Genomic DNA, 18,656 nt, shown 5'->3' with positions numbered 1-18,656 from the left:
GATGGCCATAAAGCGCCTGCTGATCGCCAACCGGGGCGAGATCGCGCTGCGCATCCACCGCGCCGCGCACGAAATGGGCATAGAGACGGTGGCGGTGCATTCCACCGCCGATGCCGATGCGATGCACGTGCGGCTGGCCAACCATGCCGTGTGCATCGGCCCGCCCGCCGCCAAGGACAGCTATCTCAACATGGCCGCGATCATTTCCGCGGCAGAGATCACGCAGTCCGACGCAATCCATCCGGGCTATGGCTTCCTTTCGGAAAACGCCAAGTTTGCCGAGATCGTTGAGGCGCACGGCCTGATCTGGATCGGCCCCAAGCCCGAACACATCCGCACGATGGGTGACAAGATCGAGGCCAAGCGCACGGCCGGTGCGCTGGGCCTGCCGCTTGTGCCCGGATCGGATGGCGCGGTGTCCGACATTGCCGAAGCCAAGGCCATCGCCGAAGCCGCCGGCTATCCGGTGATCATCAAGGCCGCATCGGGCGGCGGCGGGCGCGGCATGAAGGTGTGCACCGGCCCCGAACAGCTCGAAACGCTGATCCAGCAGGCCGGCAGCGAAGCCAAGGCCGCCTTTGGCGATGCGACCGTCTATATTGAGAAGTACCTCGGCAACCCGCGCCACATCGAATTCCAGATCTTCGGCGATGGCAACGGCAACGCCATCCACCTGGGCGAGCGCGACTGCTCGCTGCAGCGCCGGCATCAAAAGGTGCTTGAGGAAGCGCCCTCGCCCGTCATCTCGACGGAAGAGCGCAACCGCATGGGCGGCATCGTGGCCAAGGCCATGGCCGACATGGGCTATCGCGGCGCAGGCACGATCGAGTTCCTGTGGGAAAACGGCGAGTTCTACTTCATCGAGATGAACACCCGCCTGCAGGTGGAACACCCGGTGACCGAGGCGATCACCGGTGTCGACCTGGTGCGCGAACAGATCCGCATCGCCGATGGCAAGCCGCTCTCGGTCAAGCAGGACGAGATCGAGTTCAAGGGCCACGCCATCGAATGCCGCATCAACGCGGAAGACCCGTTCACCTTTGCCCCCTCGCCCGGCCTGGTGACGAGCTACCACGCAGCCGGCGGCATGCACGTGCGCGTCGATTCCGGCCTCTATGCCGGCTATCGCATCCCGCCGTACTATGACTCGATGATCGCCAAGCTGATCGTCTATGGCCGCACCCGCGAAGGCTGCATCATGCGCCTGAAGCGCGCGCTGGAAGAAATGGTGATCGAAGGCGTCAAGACCTCCATCCCCCTCCACCAGCGCCTGCTCAACGACCCCACCGTGCTCGATGGCGGCTACACCATCAAGTACCTGGAAGACTGGCTGGCGAAGGACGCCTGAGCGCCTTTCACCCCCATCCAACTGCGGCTAGGCCGCAAGCGGCCAAGCCTCCGTGTCCTTCCCCCATCGAGGGGGCAGGAAGTAGCTCTGCCTTCCCCCTCGATGGGGGAAGGACAACGCCGCTTGCCAGTGCAACCGGCTAGCGGAGCTTGGAAGGGGGTGAAATCACGGGAGGGCTGGTCTCCAATGCCCCGTCCTTGGCAAACTTTCAAAGTCCTCGTACCATTGCGCCATGAGCCGATGCTGGGGAACCTGCTTGAAGCTGCTTTATGCCTGCCTCCTACTGCAGGCTGGTGTCTCCTATGCGGAACCTGCCGCCGAGACATACGGTCAGGATCGCTGCGGCGGTCCAGCCATCAATTGGATCGACGTCATTTGGACCGATCAAGACCTTGTCGTGAAGAACCTGCTCGAAGTTGAGCATTCGAATATCCAATGGAACCGGACGTCAATATCTGATGATAAGTTCAGGGAGCTGGTCGGCGTCGTGGCCACGCTGACGCCAAGCCCGCTGTCCGAAGTGCTCTTTCACGCCAGCGCCAATTGCGAAAAGGTGCGAATGGTCAGGGCTTTCCTCGATAAGCACGTGAACTGCGCTACCGCGTGCCATGAATACTCGGAAGCTGAGTGGAACGAGCGGTATTCGGCGCCACCTCCTCCACCACCCATCGCATGCGACCCGGATTGCAAAGCTTATTGGAAAGCAGGTGGGCAGGAGTCTCGTCTTTCACGCAAGCAATGGCGAAGATTGAAGAAGAACTATCTGAACCGCTACGGCTTTATTCCGGAGGACTAGCTACGCTTCCCCCCTCGCGCCCCTTCCAAGTCACCACGCGCCAGGCATACCAAAGCCCCATAACCGCAAAGCACACCAGCGCCACGGGGCCGGTGTACTCCTCCACCTTGCCGAAATTCTGGCCCAGCTTCCACCCGGCCCATACCAGCACCGCGTTCCACACCGCCGTGCCGGCCAGCGTGAAGCACAGGAAACGCGCGTGGCCCATGCGGGCGAGGCCTGCGGGCAGCGAGATCATCGTGCGCATGAAGGGGGAAAAGCGCATGGCGAAGACCACCCATTGCCCGTGCTTCTGGAAGAACACCACCAGCTGCGCCACGCCTGTCCAGTCCAGCGTCAGCCAGCGCCCGAACCGGTCGACGAACGGCTTCAACCGCTCATAGCCCAGCCTGCGCCCCAGCGCGAACCAGCACCAGTTGCCCGCGGTCGATCCCAGCGTGCCCGCCACCATCAGCGGCACCACCTCCATCCGCCCATGCGCCACGGCGATGCCGCCAAGGCCCATGATCAGTTCCGAAGGGATCGGCGGAAAGATGTTCTCCAGCGCCATCAGAAACGCGATGCCAAGGTACCCGCCGCCCTCGACAAGATGGATGATCCAGTCATTCATGCGTGGTGTAACACCTTCAAGGGCGTTCTTGATCCTCCCCTGTAAGGGGAGGGGGACCACCCGCAGGGTGGTGGAGGGGTAAATCCTACAACCGCCCCTCGATCGCGTCCCAGATCATCCCCGCCGTATCCGTGCCGTTGAACCTGTCGATCGCCACGATCCCCGTGGGCGAGGTCACGTTGATTTCGGTCAGGTACTTGCCGCCGATCACGTCTATCCCGACGAAGATCAGGCCCAGCCGCTTCAGCTCCGGCCCCAGCGCGGCGCAGATTTCCTGTTCTTGCGGCGTCAGCTCGGTCTTTTCGGCATAGCCGCCGACGGCGAGGTTGGAGCGGAATTCGCCCTCGCCCGGCTTGCGGTTGATTGCTCCGGCCACTTCGCCGTCCACCAGCACGATGCGCTTGTCGCCCTTGGCCACTTCGGGAAGGAAGGCCTGCACCATGTGTGGTTCGGGCCAGGTCTGGTTGAACACCTCGAACAGCGCGCCGAGGTTCTCGCCCTCAGGCCCCACGCGGAAGATCGCCTTGCCGCCGTTGCCGTGGATCGGCTTGATCACGATGGCGCCGTGCTTCTTCTGGAAGGCGCGCACTTCCTCCACCGACCGCGTCACCAGCGTCGGCGGCATGAAGCGGCGGTAATCGAGCACCATCACCTTTTCCGGCGCGTTGCGCACGCTCACCGGGTTGTTGACCACCAGCGTCTCGCCCTCGATCCGTTCCAGCAGGTGGGTGGCGGTGATATAGCCCATGTGGAACGGCGGGTCCTGCCGCATCAGCACCACGTCCACGTCGCGCCCCAGGTCCAGCCTGCGGCGCTCGCCCGCGTGGTAATGGTCGCCCACCACGCGCTGCACCGTCACCGGATGGGCGTGGGCGATCAGGCGGTCGTCTTCGTCCAGGCTCAACGCGCCAACGTCATAGTGGAAGATCTCGTGCCCGCGCTCCTGCGCAGATAGCATCAGCGCAAAGGTGGAATCCCCGGCGATGTTGATGGAATGGAGCGGGTCCATCTGGACGGCGACGCGAAGGGTCATCGGTTAATTTCCATGGCAGAATGGCAAGTGGCAGTGCTGAGCGCCGCCTTAAAGCGGATTTAGGTGCAGTGCGACCAATTTCACTGTGCCCAAGCCGGGCCGAACGAACGCCATGAAAGGGACCTCATGCGCAAGACGCTCACCATTCTCGCCTGCACCACCGCCATTCTCGGCTGGACCGGCGCCGCCGTCGCCAACCCCGATCCGCACCCCACCGAACATCCGAAGGACGGCGACCACAAGGATGATCACAAGGACGGCGATCACAAGGATGAGCACAAGGACGGCCACGGCCACTGAGTTCGCCTATCGCATCTGAGCCTCAAGCGCCGGGTTGCCAAACATTGGCGATCCGGCGCGGCAGGCATCCCGGTGCGATCAGCACCACGTCGATCCGCACATCCTCGCCTTGGCGCGCATACTTGCCCGCCAGCCCCTCGGCCGCCCGCGCCACGCGCCGCAGCCGCCGTGCGTCGATCGCCTCGTCCAGCGCCGCTCTGCTCGCGCGCCACTTCACCTCGATGAAGGCCACGGTGCGCCCCTTGCGCGCCACGATGTCCACTTCTCCGGCGCCGATCCGCACCCGCCGCGCCAGCACGCGCCAACCGGTGAGCCACAGCCACCAGCAGGCCAGCGTCTCCCCCCGCCGCCCCTGCCGCTCGGCCTCGGCCCTATTCATCGCAACCTTTCACTTCAGCTCCAGCGCCCGCGCATAAAGCGCCTTGCGGTCCAGCCCCGTGGCCTTGGCCACGCTGCCCGCCGCCTGCGACACGCTCATCGTCTCCAGCGCCGCGCGCAGCGCCGCGTCCACGTCGGCCTCGCCCGGCGCTTCGGCGGCGGGCGGCGGCCCGGCCAGCAGCACGATCTCACCTTTGGGCGGATGCGCAGTGTAATGCGCGGCCAGGTCGTCCGCCGTGCCGGTCCGGCATTCCTCGTGCAGCTTGGTCAGCTCGCGCGCCACGGCAATCTCGCGCCCCGGCATGATCCGCGCCATCGCCTGCAGGCTGTCCACCAGCCTTGGCCCGGTTTCATAGAACACCAGGGTAAAAGGCATGGCGGCCAGCTCGATCAGGGCATCGCCGCGCGCCTTGTCCTTGGCGGGCAGGAACCCGGCGAACAGGAAGCGGTCCGTGGGCAGGCCCGCCAGCGTCAGCGCCACCACCAGTGCGCTCGGCCCTGGCAGGCTCGTCACCGCGATTCCCCGTTCGCGCGCGCTGCGCACCAGCCTGTATCCGGGGTCGGAGATCAGCGGCGTGCCCGCGTCTGAAACCAGTACAACCGCTTTTTCGCCCATCTCGGCCAGCAGCCGTTCACGCGCCTCTTCGCTCGCGTGATCGTCGTATCGCCGCATCGGCTTCTTCACGCCGATAAGATTCAACAACTTACCGGTGACGCGCGTGTCTTCGCAGGCTATCAGGTCGCAAGCCGAAAGGATATCGACGGCGCGCTTTGTCACGTCGCCAAGATTGCCAATCGGCGTTGCGACAATATACAGCCCGGGTTCAAGGTGCGGCGTGTCCATGTGGCGCCTCATGGACCGGGCTTCGGGGAGCGGCAAGCAGATGATGATGGGCGAACGGACAGGCGGCGGCAATGGCGGCATCCGGGTCACGCGGCGCTATGCCACGATCGGCGCGCTGGCGCTGCTGGCGGGCTGTACCGTTATCCCCAAGGGCGCCCCGCCGCCAGCGGCCACGCCCACCGAAACCGCTCCGGTGGCCAACACCCTACCCACTGATCAGGATCGCCACCGCGTCGCGCTGCTGGTGCCGATGAGCGGGCCGAACGCCACCGTGGGCCAGTCGATCGCCAATGCCGCCACCATGGCGCTGCTTGATACCAACGCCGCCAACCTGCGTATCACCACCTATGATACCGCCACTGGCGCGGCCAACGCCGCCAGCAAGGCGGTGAAGGACGGCAATCGCCTGATCCTCGGCCCCCTTATGGGTGACGACGTGCTGGCCGTGGCCGGCGTCGCCCGCCCGGCCAAGGTGCCGATGATCACCTACTCCAACGACACCACCGTGGCCGATCGTGACGTCTTCGTGCTCGGCCAGAGCCCTGCCCAGTCGGTCGCCCGCGTGCTGCAATATGCCCACGCCAACGGCGTCAACACCGTTGGCGCGATCATCCCGGCGGGCGATTATGGTCAGCGCGTGTCCACCGCGCTGGTTTCCGCCGCGCGGTCCAGCGGCGTGACGCTGGCCGGCGTGGAAAGCTACGAACGCTCCAACACCTCGGTCGGCAGCGCGGTGCGCCGGCTCAAGGCCAAGGGCAAGATCGACGCCATCCTCATTGGTGACAGCGCGCGCATGGCGCTGATGGCCGCACCCTTTGCCACCGGCACCCACCTGCTCGGCACCGAGCTGTGGAGCGGGGAAGCCACCATCGCCAAGAGCCCGGCGATGAAGGGTGCGCTCTTCGCCTCCGTGTCTGACCGGCGCTTCGGCCAGTTCGAACAATCCTATCGCACCCGTTTCGGCGGCGCGCCCGCGCGCCTTGCCACGCTGGGCTACGATTCCGTTCTGCTGACGCTCAACATCGCCCGCGGGTGGAAGCCGGGCACGCTGTTCCCCACCGCCCGGCTCTATGACCGCGAAGGCTTCATCGGGCTCGACGGCGTGTTCCGCTTCAACGATTTCGGCGTGGCCGAACGCGCGATGGAAGTGCGCCAGGTCAGCGGTGGCACGTTCGTCACCGTCAGCCCGGCCCCCACCAAGTTCCAGTAAGCCCTAATCTAACGGAAACGGCCACAAAAAGGCTGGAAAACCGCAGGGCAAGTGGTCCACGCCGCTTGCGCCCGGAATCGCGCGTGTTCTATACACGTTCGCATGAGCGCAGACGATCTGTTCGACAAGCTGCCCGCCGGCAGCTCCACCGAAAGCTACGACGGTTCCGCGATCGAGGTGCTCGAAGGGCTTGAACCCGTGCGCCGCCGCCCCGGCATGTACATCGGCGGCACCGACGAACGTGCGTTCCACCACCTCGCCGCCGAAGTGCTCGACAACGCGATGGACGAGGCCGTGGCCGGCCACGCCAACCGCATCGAGGTTCTGCTTGAGGAAGGCAACCGCCTGACCATCACCGACAACGGGCGCGGCATCCCGGTTGACGAACACCCCAAGTACCCCGGCAAATCCGCGCTCGAGGTGATCCTCACCACGCTCCATTCGGGGGGCAAGTTCTCGGGCAAGGCCTATGCCACCTCGGGCGGCCTCCACGGCGTCGGCGTCTCCGTGGTCAATGCGCTCTCCACCCTCACCCGCGTGGAAGTGGCGCGGAACAAGGAGCTTTACGCGCAGGAGTTCAGCCGTGGCCTGCCCACCGGCAAGCTGGAAAAGATCGGCAATGCGCCCAACCGGCGCGGCACCAGCGTCACCTTCATCCCCGATACGGAAATCTTCGGGGAGGACGCCAGGTTCAAGCCCGCGCGCCTGTTCCGCCTCGCCCGCTCGAAGGCCTATCTCTACGCCGGCGTGGAGATCCGCTGGAAGTGCGCCCCCTCGCTCGCCAGCGACGATGTGCCCGCCGAAGCGGTGTTCCAGTTCCCCGGCGGCCTTGCCGATCACCTCGCCGAACAGGTCTCGGGCCGTGAATGCGTCACCTCCGTGCCCTTCTCGGGCAGCCAGGACTTTCCCGGCGAACAGATGGGCCGCGTGGAATGGGCCATCGCGTGGCCGCTGTGGTCCGATGGGTCCTACAGCTGGTACTGCAACACCATTCCCACCCCGGATGGTGGCACGCATGAACAGGGGCTGCGCGCCGCGCTGACCAAGGGCATCCGCGCCTTTGGCGAACTGGTCGGCCAGAAGAAGGCCAAGGACATCGCGCCCGAGGACATGATCACCGGCAGCGAGGTCATGCTTTCGGTCTTCATCCGCGATCCCCAGTTCCAGAGCCAGACCAAGGACCGCCTGACCAGCCCCGAAGCCGCGCGCCTCGTTGAAAACGCGGTGCGCGATCACTTCGATCACTTCCTTACCGACAACATGGAGCGCGGCAAGGCGCTGCTCGGCGCGGTGATGGAGCGGATGGACGAGCGCCTGCGCCGCAAGCAGGAGCGCGAGGTCAAGCGCAAGACCGCCACCAACGCGCGCAAGCTGCGCCTGCCCGGCAAGCTGACCGACTGTTCCGGCGAAGGCAGCGGCGAGACCGAGCTGTTCATCGTCGAAGGTGACAGCGCCGGCGGCAGCGCCAAGATGGCGCGTGACCGCAAGACGCAGGCGATCCTGCCCATCCGTGGCAAGATCCTCAACGTCGCCAGCGCCAGTGCCGACAAGATCCGCGCCAACCAGGAAATCGCCGATCTCGCGCTCGCGCTCGGCTGCGGCCTGCGCAAGGACTGCAACCCCGATGCGCTGCGCTATGACCGCGTGATCATCATGACAGACGCCGACGTTGACGGCGCGCACATCGCCACCCTGCTGATGACCTTCTTCTTCCAGGAGATGCCGGACATCGTGCGGCGCGGCCACGTCTATCTCGCCCAACCGCCGCTCTACCGCCTCACCGCCGGCTCCGTCAGTGCTTACGCGCGAGACGAGGCGCACCGGGCCGAGCTGGAAGCCACCAAGTTCAAGGGCAAGAAGGTCGAAGTCTCGCGCTTCAAGGGCCTCGGCGAAATGAACCCGCAGCAGCTGCGCGAAACCACCATGGCCCCCGCCACCCGGGGCCTGCTGCGCATCACCCTGCCCCCCGAATACGAAGGCCGCGCCGCGGTTAAGGACCTCGTCGACCGCCTCATGGGCCGCGACCCCGCCCAACGCTTCATGTTCATCCAGAACCGCGCGGCAGAGATCGACCCGGAGATGATCGACGCTTGAGGGACTGTCTCAGCCAGCCCCGCCCTTCCACTTCACCGGCACCCGCAGATAACTCACCCCGTTATCTTCCGCCTGCGGAAAGCGACCCGCGCGCACGTTCACCTGGATCGAGGGCAGCAGCAGCTTAGGCACCGTCAGCCCTGCATCGCGCTTTTCACGCATGGCCACGAAGTCATCCTCGCTCACCCCGTCGTGCACGTGCACGCTGCTGCGGCGCTGTTCGCCCACCGTGGTTTCCCAGCGATAGTCCTCGCGCCCCGGCGCCTTGTAGTCATGGCACAGGAACAGCCGCGTCTCGTCGGGCAATGACAGCAGGCGGCGGATCGAGCGGTACAACGTGCGCGCATCGCCACCGGGAAAGTCCGCCCGCGCCGTGCCATAGTCGGGCATGAACAGCGTATCGCCCACGAACACCGCGCTCCCGATGCGATAGGCGACGTCGGCCGGCGTATGGCCTGGCAGGTGCATCACCTCCACCTCCATCCCGCCGATCGCGAAGCGCTCGCCATCTTCGAACAAGCGGTCGAAGTCCGAACCATCGGTCTTCAGGTCGTCCATCGCGAACACCGGGCGGAAAATGCGCTGCACGTCGCGGATATGCGCGCCGATGCCTATCCGCGCGCCGGTTTGCGCCTTGATGAACGGCGCGGCGGAAAGATGATCGGCATGGGCATGCGTTTCCAGCACCATCGCGATGTGCCAGCCGCGCTCCTGCGCAACCGCAAGGATGCGCTCTGCCGATCGCGTGTCGGCCTCGCCGCTGGCCATGTCGAAGTCCACCACCGGGTCGATCACCGCGGCAACGCCGGTCGCGGGGTCCGCCACCAGATAGCTGATGGTGTTGGTCGGCTCGTCAAAGAAGGCTTCGATCAGCGGTTCGGTCACGGGTTCCTCCATTAGCTCTTGACATTATATTACTATATTCTAAATTAGCAACACTGAAATTAGATAGACCTCCATGGAGGACCGTACAGATGCCGATCACCACACTCTCACCCGCCCAGGCCCGCGCCAAGGTGCAGGACGGCGCCCGCCTCGTCGACATCCGCTCGCCTGACGAGCACGCACGCGAACGCATCCCCGGCGCCGTCAACGTGCCGCTGGACAAGCTTCCCACTTTCACCTGCGATGGCGGCCCTGTGGTGTTCCACTGCCGCTCGGGCATGCGCACTGGGAACGCCGCGCAAGACCTCGCCCGCGCTGCCGGCGATGGCCCCGCTTTCATCCTCGAAGGCGGCCTCGATGCATGGCGGCGTGAAGGCCACCCCACGCTGGCCGACAAGACCCAGCCCCTGGAAATCATGCGCCAGGTGCAGATCGCCGCTGGCACGCTCGTGCTTGCCGGCGTGCTGCTCGGCCTGTTCGTCGCGCCCGCCTTTCTCGGCCTTTCCGCCTTCGTTGGGGCGGGCCTGGCCTTTGCCGGGATCAGCGGCTGGTGCGGCATGGCGCAACTGCTGCGCGTGATGCCGTGGAACCGCCGAGCCGGCGCGTGAGGCCGCCATGGCGCTCGCCACCATTCTCGCCGCGCTGGCCTCGGGCGCGCTGATCGGCTTCATCTTGGCGCTGGTCGGCGGGGGCGGCTCCATCCTCGCGGTGCCGCTGCTGATCTACTTCGTGAAGATCGGCTCACCCCACGCCGCAATCGGCACCGCCGCCTTTGCGGTCACCGTCAACGCGCTTGCCAGCCTTGCCGGTCATGCCCGCGCCGGCCGTGTGAAGTGGCGCTGCGCCGCCGTCTTCGCCGCGGCCGGTGTGCTGGGCGCGGCGCTGGGGGCTGAACTGGGCAAGGCGGTGGATGGCAAGCGCCTGCTGGCGCTGTTCGGCCTGCTGATGATCGGCGTCGGCCTGTCCATGCTGCGCCAGCGTAAAAGCGCCGAAGCGCCCGACGTACGCCTGACGCGGACCAGCGCCGCCACCCTGCTGCCCCGCCTTGTTCCCATCGGCCTTGCCGTGGGATTTGCCGCCGGGTTCTTCGGCATCGGTGGCGGCTTCCTGATCGTGCCCGGCCTGATCGCCGCAACCGGCATGCCACTGACGATCGCGGTCGGCACATCACTTGTGGTGGTCAGCGCCCTCGGCCTGACCACGGCCACGTCCTATGCCCTCTCGGGCCTGCTCGATTGGCCCGTCACCGCCGTGCTCATCGCCGGCGGCGTGGTCGGCACCGCCCTTGGCATGTTCGCCGGAAAGCTCCTCAGCGAACGCAAGCGCCTGCTCGAACAGGGCTTCGCCGCCGTCGTCATCGCCGTCGGCGCTTACGTCTCGCTGTCGTCGCTCTGATCAGCCGTGCTTGTCTTCGGCCTGCTCGTCCGGCTGCACCGACCATTCCGGCGGAATGTCGTTCGGCTCGTCGGCCTCGGCCGCTTCCTGCGTCTCATGCACGCGGCCGGCCGCGTGGTGGACCGGCGCATAGATCGCATAGAGCTGCATCGGCACGTCGCCGGTGTTGGTCACGTTGTGCCACGTGCCTGCCGGCACCAGCACGCACCAGCCATCTGAAACGTCCTTCTCAAAGTTCAGGTTGTCCTTGGACGGGCCCATCTGCACCTTGCCCTGGCCTGCATCCAGCCGCAGGAACTGGTCGGTTTCCGGGTGCGCTTCCAGTCCGATGTCCCCGCCCACCGGGATCGACATCAGCGTCACTTGCAGATACTTCCCGCTCCACGCCACGGATCGATAGTCGCCGTTGTCCTTGGTGGCTTCCTCGATGTCGAACGATTGCGGTGCGGGTCCGATGTCCTTGATGCGGCTGGCCATGTCATTTCCCCTTGGATGATTGCGACGCCATAACACATGATCGCCCATCGGGTTTCATCTTGCCCGAAAAGGCTTTGCTTCACCGGCCAGCGGCATCGCCTTCGCCATCGCTTTTCCCCTTGGTGAAGTCGAAGCGGATGCGCACCCAGGTGCCGATCTGTGGTTTGCCGTTGATGCGCGGCGGCCGCACCAGGAACTGCCAGGCCGCGCGGCGCAGCGCCCGGGCCGAGCCCGATCCGCGCGGCGATTCATCCACTTCGCGGCAGTCTTCCACGTGGTATTGCTCCACCGTGCGGCAGATGATCATCGCCCAGTCGCCCGGCCGCTGCCCCGCCTGGAAATAGCCCGCCAGCTCCGCATCGCGCGGCTTGCGATACCATTCGGCGTTATAGACCCGCGCCCCGCCCGGCCCCTCGCCCGCGCCCTCGTCCGATCCGCCGCCGCCCTGCGCGCCCGCGCCCGCACTGCCGGCATCGGCGCGCTTCATCTGGCCGATATCGGAAGAGGCGAACTCCTGCCGTGTCATGTGGATGAAGCCCGGCGGCATCTCGTAATGCTGCTGCGCCGGCACAACCACGCGCGGCGGAGTCATCGGCGGCGGCGCGGCGTGCGTCTCGGTCACCGCCTTCGCCGCCTGCTGCTGCTTCTTCGCCTGCGGCTTGTCCTTTTCGCCCTGTGTGGAAAGGTTCACGGCGGTCAGCTGCCCCGCCTCCTTCCCGCCCGGCGCCTCGAACCGCCCCATCAGGATCAGCGTGGCCAGCAGCCCCAGGCTCGCCGCAAGCGCGAACCCGCCCGCAACCGACCGGCCCCGGCGGCTCGGCGCATAGCCTTTGGCAAGGGGCATGGGATCGGCACGCATCGCCTGCGCCTACAGCCGGCAGCACTCCCGCGCAATTGGCCGATGTGTATCAGCGCGTCGCAGGTTTCAGTGCTTCAGGTGGCTTCCTACCACGCCCGCCAGCTTCCGCTTCAACAAAGCCTCGCCCTCCTGCCGCCGGGTGGCGATGTGGGCGATCACCGCCGTCACCACCGCTGCGATCAGCGCTTCAAGCTCCTCGCCGTGCAGCTTCTCCAGAAAGCGGTTGGCCTGCTTGCGCGTGGCTTTGGGAAGGCGGATGCCGTTGATGGTTTTCGGCAGCTTGAAAGGCTTGGCCATGCCATCGTCTCCTTGATACCCTTCGCCAACGCCGTTCCGGGTTGAAAGCTCCCCAAAAGCGTGCTTGCCAAACCGCGCGGCCGCGTCCTATCGCTTAACCGCACAGTTAAAAGGTTCGAGGGTACCCATGCGTTTCGAAGGCACCAGCAACTACGTCGCCACCGAGGATCTCAAGGTCGCGGTCAATGCCGCCGTCCTCCTGCGCCGCCCGCTGCTGGTGAAGGGCGAACCCGGCACCGGCAAGACCGTTTTGGCGCATGAAATCGCCAAGGCCGTGAACGCCCCGCTGATCGAATGGAACGTCAAGTCCACCACCAAGGCGCAGCAGGGCCTCTATGAATACGACGCCGTCGCCCGCCTGCGCGATGGCCAGCTGGGTGACGAGCGGGTGCATGACATCCGCAACTACATCAAGAAGGGCAAGCTGTGGGAGGCCTTCACCGCGCCGCAACTGCCCGTGCTGCTGATCGACGAGATCGACAAGGCCGACATCGAGTTCCCCAACGACCTGCTGCAGGAACTCGATCGCATGAGCTTCGACGTCTATGAAACGCAGGAGCGGATCGCGGCGGTCGAGCGCCCGATCGTGGTCATCACCTCGAACAATGAAAAAGAGCTGCCCGACGCCTTCCTGCGCCGCTGCTTCTTCCACTACATCAAGTTCCCGGATCGCGAGACGATGCAGGCGATCATCGATGTCCACTTCCCCGGCATCCAGAAAACGCTCGTCTCCCGCGCGCTCGAAGTGTTCTACGAAGTGCGCGATGTGCCGGGCCTGAAGAAGAAGCCTTCCACCAGCGAACTGCTCGATTGGCTGAAGCTGCTGCTGAACGAGGACATGCCGCTCGACGTGCTGCAGAATCGCGATCCCACCAAGGCGATTCCCCCGCTGCATGGCGCCCTGCTTAAGAACGAGCAGGACATCATGCTCTTCGAACGCCTCGCCTTCATGTCCCGCCGCCCGGGCAACTGATTGAAGGATTCGCGCAAAGACGCAAAGACGCGAAGGCTGTAGCGCCGCAGGCCGATGCTTGCTTGCTGTGCCCGAAGCAAAGCGTGACCCGTCCGCTGAAACAGGTCACCTTGCGTCTTCGCGTCTTCGCGTCTTCGCGCGAACCAATTTCAGGCGCTACTCCCGCGGCCCCAGCTTCTCCATCTCCACTTCGGCGAACATGCGCTTCACCGCGGGCCGTTCGTTGATCTGCTCGATCCAGCGCAGCAGGTGCGGCGTGTCGGCCTTGTTCACCAGCTCGGCAAAGCCGAACTGCATGCTGTTGGCGATGGCGAAGTTGCAGATGTCGGCCAGGGTGTATTGCCCCGGCACCAGCCATTCGTGGTCGGCCAGGTGATCGTCCAGCTTGCGCACCGAATAGCCGATCTTGCGCATTTCCTCGTCCAGCAGGTCCTGCGGAAAGCCCTCGCGCGCGCGCCGCCACTTCACCTGCTGCTCCACCACGGGGATCGCCTTCACCTTCTCCTCGAACTCGGCGTCCGAAAGCCCCTTCACCATGTTGCCGACATAGCGGTGCCAGCCGATGGTGGAGACGCACCAGCAGAAGTATTCGTCCACCCACTTGGTCCAGATGCGCATCTGCGCCCGGCCAAAGCTGTCCGCCGGGCGCAGTTTCACTTCGGTCGGATACTCGTCCTCCAGGTACTCGCAGATCACCGTGGATTCGGTGATGACCTTTCCATCATCCACCAGCGCCGGCACCTGCCCGCGCGGGTTGATCGCCTTGAACCAGTCCGAATGGTGCTCGAACGCCGCCGGGTTCAGTCGATGCTTCTCGACATCCAGGTCCTTTTCGAACACCGTCAACAGCGGCTTCATCGAATTGGCGCCGGGTCCGAAACTGTAGAGCTTGAGCATGTTTGCGGTTATCCTCTCCCTGCCGGCCTGGGCCGGAAACGCATCAGGTTGATCGCAGCCTACATTTAGTATGTAACACTAACAATACCCAATCGGAGGGAACCCATGTCGTTCACCGGAAAGTGCGCCTGCGGCGCGGTCAGCGCCACGATTTCCGCCGATGCACCAGTCGCCGTGCGCCAGTGCTGGTGCCGCCAGTGTCAGCAGGTTGCCGGCGGTGCCGCCACCAGCAACGCGATCTTCCCCACCGATGCCGTGGCGATCACGGGCGATCTCGCCACCCATGATTACATCGCGGCCAGCGGCAACACGCTCACCCATTCCTATTGCCCGGCCTGCGGAACCCCGGTCATGGCGCAGACCAGCGCCCGCCCCCATTTCCGCACCATGCGCCTGGGCTTTCTCGATACCGGTCATGGCCTTGCCCCCGATGCCGCCATCTGGATCAGCGAGGCCCCGCCATGGGCAATGATCGACCCGTCGCTGCAGCAGTTCGAAGCCCAGCCACCGGCGCCACCACCGCCGCCCGCCTGAGCCGGCTCAACCGCTGAGCCTGTTCAACTCACGCTGAAGCAGTCCTGCCCCGCGCGCTTCAGCGTGCTGCACATCGCCCGCGCGCCCGGCGCACTGGCGCGCAGGCGATAGAGCTGGCGCGATCCGACCACCGCAGGCACCACCGTCTTGCGGAACCGCGCAAGTTCAGGCCAGGTCGCCACCAGGCCCGCCCAGTGCGCCTCCGCCTCGCCCACGCTCTGCGCCGCAGCCAGCTGGATCGTCTCGCCCGCCGGCGGCAGCACCGGCTCATCTTCCAGCGCCGCCTGCTCCACCTGCAGCACGCGCGGCGGTGGCGCGGTGCCGCCCAGCGCCAGCGTCACCGCGTGCCGGTCGTCCCGCACCGCCTCGCCTGTCACCACCACTGTCGTCCGGTCCGCCCGCGTCAGCTTGAACAGCGCGCTGGCAAAGCCATAGGGCACGCGGATGCACCCGTGCGAGGCGGGATAGCCCGGCACATGGCCGGCATGGATGGCGATCCCGCCCCAGGTCAGCCGCTGCATGAACGGCATCGGCGCGTTGCTGTAGATGTTCGATCGGTGGAACCGCGCCTTCTGCAGGATCGGGAACACGCCCGATGGCGTCCCGTGCCTGCGCCGTCCGGTCGATACGGGGGATACGGCCCACGGCACGCCGTCCTTGAACACGTGCATCCGCTGCGTCGGCTTGCTCACCACAATCAGCACGCCCGATTGCAGCACCTCCGCCACTGGCAGCGGCAGCGCGGGCTTGACCTCCGGCGGCACAGGCGGAACCGGCGCGGGCGCGGCCTGCATGGCGGGCGGCGCCGGAACCGGCACCTGCGCCTGAACCTGCGCCTTCGCCCCTTGCCCCATCGGCTGGACCACCGCCACCACGGCACCAGCCATCCCCGCCAGTGCAAGGCACAGCGTCACGATCAGCGGCTTCCTGGCGAATCCGGCGTTAACCATACTTTCCGATTGCTACCCGGTCCTGCGCCGCGCTCAACCGAATCCTTGCGCGCCTGCGAAAAAGCCGTGTCCCCTGATCCCTCTTGCCCCACGCGCCCCCGCAGCTTAACCACACGGTTAAGCCAAAGGACCAATCCATGTTCTTCAACTTCGTCGACGAACTGCGCGCCGCCGGCATCCCGGCCAGCTTCAAGGAGCACCTCGTCCTGCTCGAAGCGCTGGACAAGCAGGTGATCGAACAGACTCCCGAAGCGTTCTACTACCTCTCGCGCGCCACCTTCGTTAAGGACGAAGGCCTGCTCGATCGCTTCGACCAGGTGTTCAACAAGGTCTTCAAGGGCGTGCTCACCGATTACGGCCAGCGCCCGGTAGACATCCCGGAAGACTGGCTGAAAGCCATCGCCGAAAAGTTCCTCTCCCCTGAAGAGATGGAGAAGATCAAGTCCCTCGGATCATGGGAAGAGATCATGGAGACGCTGAAGAAGCGGCTCGAGGAACAGCATGATCGACATCAGGGCGGCAACAAGTGGATCGGCACCGGCGGCACCAGCCCCTTCGGCAATTCGGGCTACAATCCCGAAGGCGTGCGCATCGGTGGCGAAAGCAGGCACAAGCGCGCGATCAAGGTCTGGGAAAAGCGCGAGTTCCAGAATCTCGACAACACGCGCGAACTCGGCACCCGCAACATCAAGGTCGCCCTGCGCCGGCTGCGCCGCTTCGCGCGCGAAGGCGCGGCCGACGAGCTCGACCTCGAGGGCACGATCGAAGGCACCGCCCGTCAGGGCTGGCTCGATATCCGCATGCGCCCCGAACGGCACAACGCGGTCAAGCTGCTGCTGTTTCTGGATGTCGGCGGGTCTATGGACCCGTTCATCAAGCTGGTGGAGGAACTGTTCAGCGCCGCCACCGCGGAATTCAAGAATCTCGAATTCTTCTACTTCCACAACTGCCTCTATGAAGGCGTGTGGAAGGACAATCGCCGCCGCTGGGCCGAACGCACCAATACGTGGGACATCCTCCACAAGTACGGCCACGATTATAAAGTGATCTTCGTCGGCGATGCAGCGATGAGCCCCTACGAGATCAGCCACCCCGGCGGCAGCGTGGAACACTTCAACGAAGAGGCGGGCGCCGTGTGGATGCACCGCGTGGCGCAGACCTATCCCGCCACCGTCTGGCTGAACCCCGTGGCCGAAAAGCAGTGGAGCTATTCGCAGTCCACCAGAATGATCAAGGACCTGCTCGGCGGCAGCATGTACCCCCTCACGCTTGAAGGGCTGGACACCGCCATGCGTGAACTCACCCGCAAGAAGCACTGACCGGAGCCGAGCCATCTGCACCGATTGACCACGGGCGACGCGCCTTTCCCGCTCGGCCCGCAAAGGTCAATCGGCCAGCCGCGCGGTCAGGTCGCCTTGCGCGCGGTCATATAGATCCAGTCGCCCTGCCCCAGCCATGGCCCCATTGCCGCCAGCGGGGCAAACAGCCCGGCATAAGCCAGCCGCTTCGGCATCTTCAGCAGGGTCTGCATCTGGCCGAAGGTATAGGCAAGATCGATGGCGAAATGCCGCGTCGAGGTGACTGCGAATCCCGCCTTCTCCAGCATTGTCTCCAGCGTCTTCGCCGAGAACTGGTAGAGGTGATAAGGCGGTTCCGGATGCGGCCAATAGTCCAGCTTCTTCGCCAGAGGCAGGGAAGCCCGGGGAAACAGTCCGTCGATGTTGGGCGTCGAAAGCACGATGTGCCCGCCCGGCGCAAGCAGGTCCCAGGCCTTGCGCAGATCGCCCAGCGGATCGGGCACATGCTCGATCACGTCGAACATCGTCAGCACGTCGAGCGTGCCCGCCTCCTGCGGCGCATCGTGGATCGTGCCTTCCGCAACCTCGATCCCGAAGTGGGAGCGCGCAAAGGCTGCACTGGCTTCGTTCATCTCCAGCCCGGTCGCCGCAAATCCCGTGGCTTTCGCCCGCGCCGCGAACTGCCCGATCGAACAGCCAACATCGAGCAGCCGCCCGCTCTTCACGCTCCGGCGCGTCTCTGCCAGGTGCCGCACTGCGATCCGGTCCTGCGTTGCAAAAGTCTCGCTCGAAGGATCGCACAGCGCCGCGTGATAGGAAGCGCCCGCCGAATAGAGGACCTTCAATTCCTCCATCGTCGGCGGATTGGCGATATAGGCAAGGCCGCAACCGGTGCAGCGCACCAGATCATAGCCCTTGGCACGGAACAGGTGGTCGGCGCCGGTGGAAGCGCAGCAGTTGCAGCTCACAAGGGTTTCCCGATTGTCGATCAATATCCGCGCCTTATCGCGAAAACCCTTAAGGAAGGCTCAGCCCGCAAGGATTTCATCGCAAGACCCGGAGTGTACGGAGGCCACGCGCCAGCTATCGCCGAATGCATGGATACCCTGAAAGACCAGATCGCCGCGCTGGATTGGTCCGCGCTCGCCCAAAGCCTCGACGACCACGGCTATGCCCTGACTCCTCGCCTGCTCGATGGCGAAGCCTGCGCCGCCCTCGCCGCGCTCTACGGCGATGACACCCGCTTCCGCTCCACCGTCACCATGGCACGCCACGGCTTCGGCAAGGGTGAATACCGCTATTTCGCATACCCCCTGCCGCCGGTCGTGCAGGCGCTGCGCACCGGGCTCTATCCGCTGCGCGGCGACAACTACGATGGCCGGTTGAGCGGCGACTATGATGGCCGGTAGGATCGGTTGTCTGGTCTGATCGTAGGGAGGGGCGCAGCCCCGACCGGAGAGCGGACCAGACAACCGGTG

22 protein-coding genes are annotated in these 18,656 nt (G+C 65.3%); 11 read left to right on the top strand and 11 right to left on the bottom strand.

The window, feature by feature from the left end; genetic code table 11:
- Nucleotide 1 precedes the first annotated feature (1 nt).
- Both accC and POM99_RS12375 read left to right on the top strand, forming a co-directional pair.
- Entirely contained in the window at nt 2-1,348 is a 1,347-nt protein-coding gene (gene accC, locus POM99_RS12380; RefSeq protein ID WP_277278247.1) for an acetyl-CoA carboxylase biotin carboxylase subunit, read from the top strand.
- Nucleotides 1,349-1,604: 256 nt separating this feature from the next.
- Nucleotides 1,605-2,144: a hypothetical protein gene (locus tag POM99_RS12375; RefSeq protein WP_277278245.1), complete on the top strand. Its 540-nt coding sequence runs from the start codon at nt 1,605-1,607 to the stop codon at nt 2,142-2,144.
- Here the strand turns inward: POM99_RS12375 and POM99_RS12370 are convergent.
- Together POM99_RS12370 and gshB are read right to left on the bottom strand one after the other, a co-directional pair.
- Nucleotides 2,128-2,754 carry a DedA family protein gene (locus POM99_RS12370; protein WP_277278243.1) on the bottom strand — a complete coding sequence of 209 codons (627 nt, stop codon included), beginning with the start codon at nt 2,752-2,754 and terminating at the stop codon, nt 2,128-2,130. The two genes, POM99_RS12375 and POM99_RS12370, sit on opposite strands and share 17 nt — an antisense overlap.
- 85 nt (nt 2,755-2,839) lie before the next feature.
- Nucleotides 2,840-3,787: a glutathione synthase gene (gene gshB / locus POM99_RS12365; RefSeq protein ID WP_277278241.1), complete on the bottom strand. Its 948-nt coding sequence runs from the start codon at nt 3,785-3,787 to the stop codon at nt 2,840-2,842.
- 126 nt (nt 3,788-3,913) lie between these two features.
- Between gshB and POM99_RS12360 the strand changes: the two genes are divergently transcribed.
- Entirely contained in the window at nt 3,914-4,087 is a 174-nt protein-coding gene (locus POM99_RS12360) for a hypothetical protein (protein ID WP_277278239.1), read from the top strand.
- 22 nt (nt 4,088-4,109) lie between these two features.
- Here POM99_RS12360 and POM99_RS12355 read toward each other — a convergent pair whose 3' ends face one another.
- Together POM99_RS12355 and rsmI are read right to left on the bottom strand one after the other, a co-directional pair.
- Nucleotides 4,110-4,466, bottom strand: a complete 357-nt coding sequence (locus tag POM99_RS12355; RefSeq protein ID WP_277278238.1) for a YraN family protein — start codon at nt 4,464-4,466, stop codon at nt 4,110-4,112.
- Nucleotides 4,467-4,475: 9 nt separating this feature from the next.
- Nucleotides 4,476-5,309: a 16S rRNA (cytidine(1402)-2'-O)-methyltransferase gene (gene rsmI / locus POM99_RS12350; RefSeq protein WP_277278236.1), complete on the bottom strand. Its 834-nt coding sequence runs from the start codon at nt 5,307-5,309 to the stop codon at nt 4,476-4,478.
- On the opposite strand from rsmI, the gene POM99_RS12345 reads away from it, so the two are divergent.
- Together POM99_RS12345 and parE are read left to right on the top strand one after the other, a co-directional pair.
- Nucleotides 5,308-6,519 carry a penicillin-binding protein activator gene (locus tag POM99_RS12345; RefSeq protein ID WP_279644624.1) on the top strand — a complete coding sequence of 404 codons (1,212 nt, stop codon included), beginning with the start codon at nt 5,308-5,310 and terminating at the stop codon, nt 6,517-6,519. The genes rsmI and POM99_RS12345 overlap by 2 nt on opposite strands.
- Before the next feature lie 102 nt (nt 6,520-6,621).
- Nucleotides 6,622-8,613 carry a DNA topoisomerase IV subunit B gene (parE, locus tag POM99_RS12340; protein ID WP_277278232.1) on the top strand — a complete coding sequence of 664 codons (1,992 nt, stop codon included), beginning with the start codon at nt 6,622-6,624 and terminating at the stop codon, nt 8,611-8,613.
- A gap of 9 nt (nt 8,614-8,622) precedes the next feature.
- Here parE and POM99_RS12335 read toward each other — a convergent pair whose 3' ends face one another.
- Nucleotides 8,623-9,498 carry an MBL fold metallo-hydrolase gene (locus POM99_RS12335; protein ID WP_277278230.1) on the bottom strand — a complete coding sequence of 292 codons (876 nt, stop codon included), beginning with the start codon at nt 9,496-9,498 and terminating at the stop codon, nt 8,623-8,625.
- An 89-nt stretch (nt 9,499-9,587) separates the two neighbouring features.
- Here POM99_RS12335 and POM99_RS12330 point away from each other — a divergent pair, with 89 nt between their 5' ends.
- Both POM99_RS12330 and POM99_RS12325 read left to right on the top strand, forming a co-directional pair.
- A complete protein-coding gene (locus tag POM99_RS12330) occupies nt 9,588-10,106 on the top strand; it encodes a rhodanese-like domain-containing protein (protein WP_277278228.1) in 519 nt (172 codons plus the stop codon).
- 7 nt (nt 10,107-10,113) lie between these two features.
- Nucleotides 10,114-10,893 (top strand): sulfite exporter TauE/SafE family protein, encoded by a 780-nt coding sequence (locus POM99_RS12325; protein WP_277278226.1) that lies wholly within the window; start codon nt 10,114-10,116, stop codon nt 10,891-10,893.
- Here POM99_RS12325 and POM99_RS12320 read toward each other — a convergent pair whose 3' ends face one another.
- The 3 genes from POM99_RS12320 to POM99_RS12310 all read right to left on the bottom strand — a co-directional run bounded on the left by POM99_RS12320 (nt 10,894) and on the right by POM99_RS12310 (nt 12,526).
- Nucleotides 10,894-11,370, bottom strand: a complete 477-nt coding sequence (locus tag POM99_RS12320; protein ID WP_277278224.1) for a cupin domain-containing protein — start codon at nt 11,368-11,370, stop codon at nt 10,894-10,896.
- A 79-nt stretch (nt 11,371-11,449) separates the two neighbouring features.
- Nucleotides 11,450-12,229: a hypothetical protein gene (locus tag POM99_RS12315; protein WP_277278222.1), complete on the bottom strand. Its 780-nt coding sequence runs from the start codon at nt 12,227-12,229 to the stop codon at nt 11,450-11,452.
- A gap of 66 nt (nt 12,230-12,295) precedes the next feature.
- A complete protein-coding gene (locus POM99_RS12310) occupies nt 12,296-12,526 on the bottom strand; it encodes a hypothetical protein (protein ID WP_277278220.1) in 231 nt (76 codons plus the stop codon).
- A gap of 127 nt (nt 12,527-12,653) precedes the next feature.
- Here POM99_RS12310 and POM99_RS12305 point away from each other — a divergent pair, with 127 nt between their 5' ends.
- On the top strand, nt 12,654-13,499 hold the full coding sequence (locus POM99_RS12305; RefSeq protein WP_277278218.1) for an AAA family ATPase: 846 nt from the start codon (nt 12,654-12,656) through the stop codon (nt 13,497-13,499).
- Between the two features lie 156 nt (nt 13,500-13,655).
- Here the strand turns inward: POM99_RS12305 and POM99_RS12300 are convergent, their stop codons facing one another.
- Entirely contained in the window at nt 13,656-14,396 is a 741-nt protein-coding gene (locus tag POM99_RS12300; protein WP_277278216.1) for a glutathione S-transferase family protein, read from the bottom strand.
- Nucleotides 14,397-14,501: 105 nt separating this feature from the next.
- Here POM99_RS12300 and POM99_RS12295 point away from each other — a divergent pair, with 105 nt between their 5' ends.
- Nucleotides 14,502-14,930 (top strand): GFA family protein, encoded by a 429-nt coding sequence (locus POM99_RS12295; RefSeq protein ID WP_277278214.1) that lies wholly within the window; start codon nt 14,502-14,504, stop codon nt 14,928-14,930.
- Nucleotides 14,931-14,953: 23 nt separating this feature from the next.
- Here the strand turns inward: POM99_RS12295 and POM99_RS12290 are convergent, their stop codons facing one another.
- On the bottom strand, nt 14,954-15,880 hold the full coding sequence (locus tag POM99_RS12290) for a L,D-transpeptidase family protein (RefSeq protein WP_277278212.1): 927 nt from the start codon (nt 15,878-15,880) through the stop codon (nt 14,954-14,956).
- A 137-nt stretch (nt 15,881-16,017) separates the two neighbouring features.
- On the opposite strand from POM99_RS12290, the gene POM99_RS12285 reads away from it, so the two are divergent.
- Complete coding sequence (locus POM99_RS12285) at nt 16,018-17,199, top strand: vWA domain-containing protein (RefSeq protein WP_277278210.1); 1,182 nt, start codon at nt 16,018-16,020, stop codon at nt 17,197-17,199.
- Nucleotides 17,200-17,285: 86 nt separating this feature from the next.
- Here the strand turns inward: POM99_RS12285 and POM99_RS12280 are convergent, their stop codons facing one another.
- Entirely contained in the window at nt 17,286-18,170 is an 885-nt protein-coding gene (locus tag POM99_RS12280) for a class I SAM-dependent methyltransferase (protein ID WP_277278208.1), read from the bottom strand.
- Nucleotides 18,171-18,275: 105 nt separating this feature from the next.
- Here POM99_RS12280 and POM99_RS12275 point away from each other — a divergent pair, with 105 nt between their 5' ends.
- Entirely contained in the window at nt 18,276-18,587 is a 312-nt protein-coding gene (locus POM99_RS12275) for a hypothetical protein (protein ID WP_277278206.1), read from the top strand.
- The last annotated feature ends 69 nt before the right edge of the window (nt 18,588-18,656 follow it).

It is taken from the genome of Novosphingobium cyanobacteriorum, from assembly GCF_029436685.1.
In the GTDB taxonomy this organism is placed as follows: domain Bacteria; phylum Pseudomonadota; class Alphaproteobacteria; order Sphingomonadales; family Sphingomonadaceae; genus Novosphingobium; species Novosphingobium cyanobacteriorum.
The sequence above is the reverse complement of the archived record's forward strand: the minus strand, read 5'-3'. Positions and strand labels throughout refer to the sequence as shown.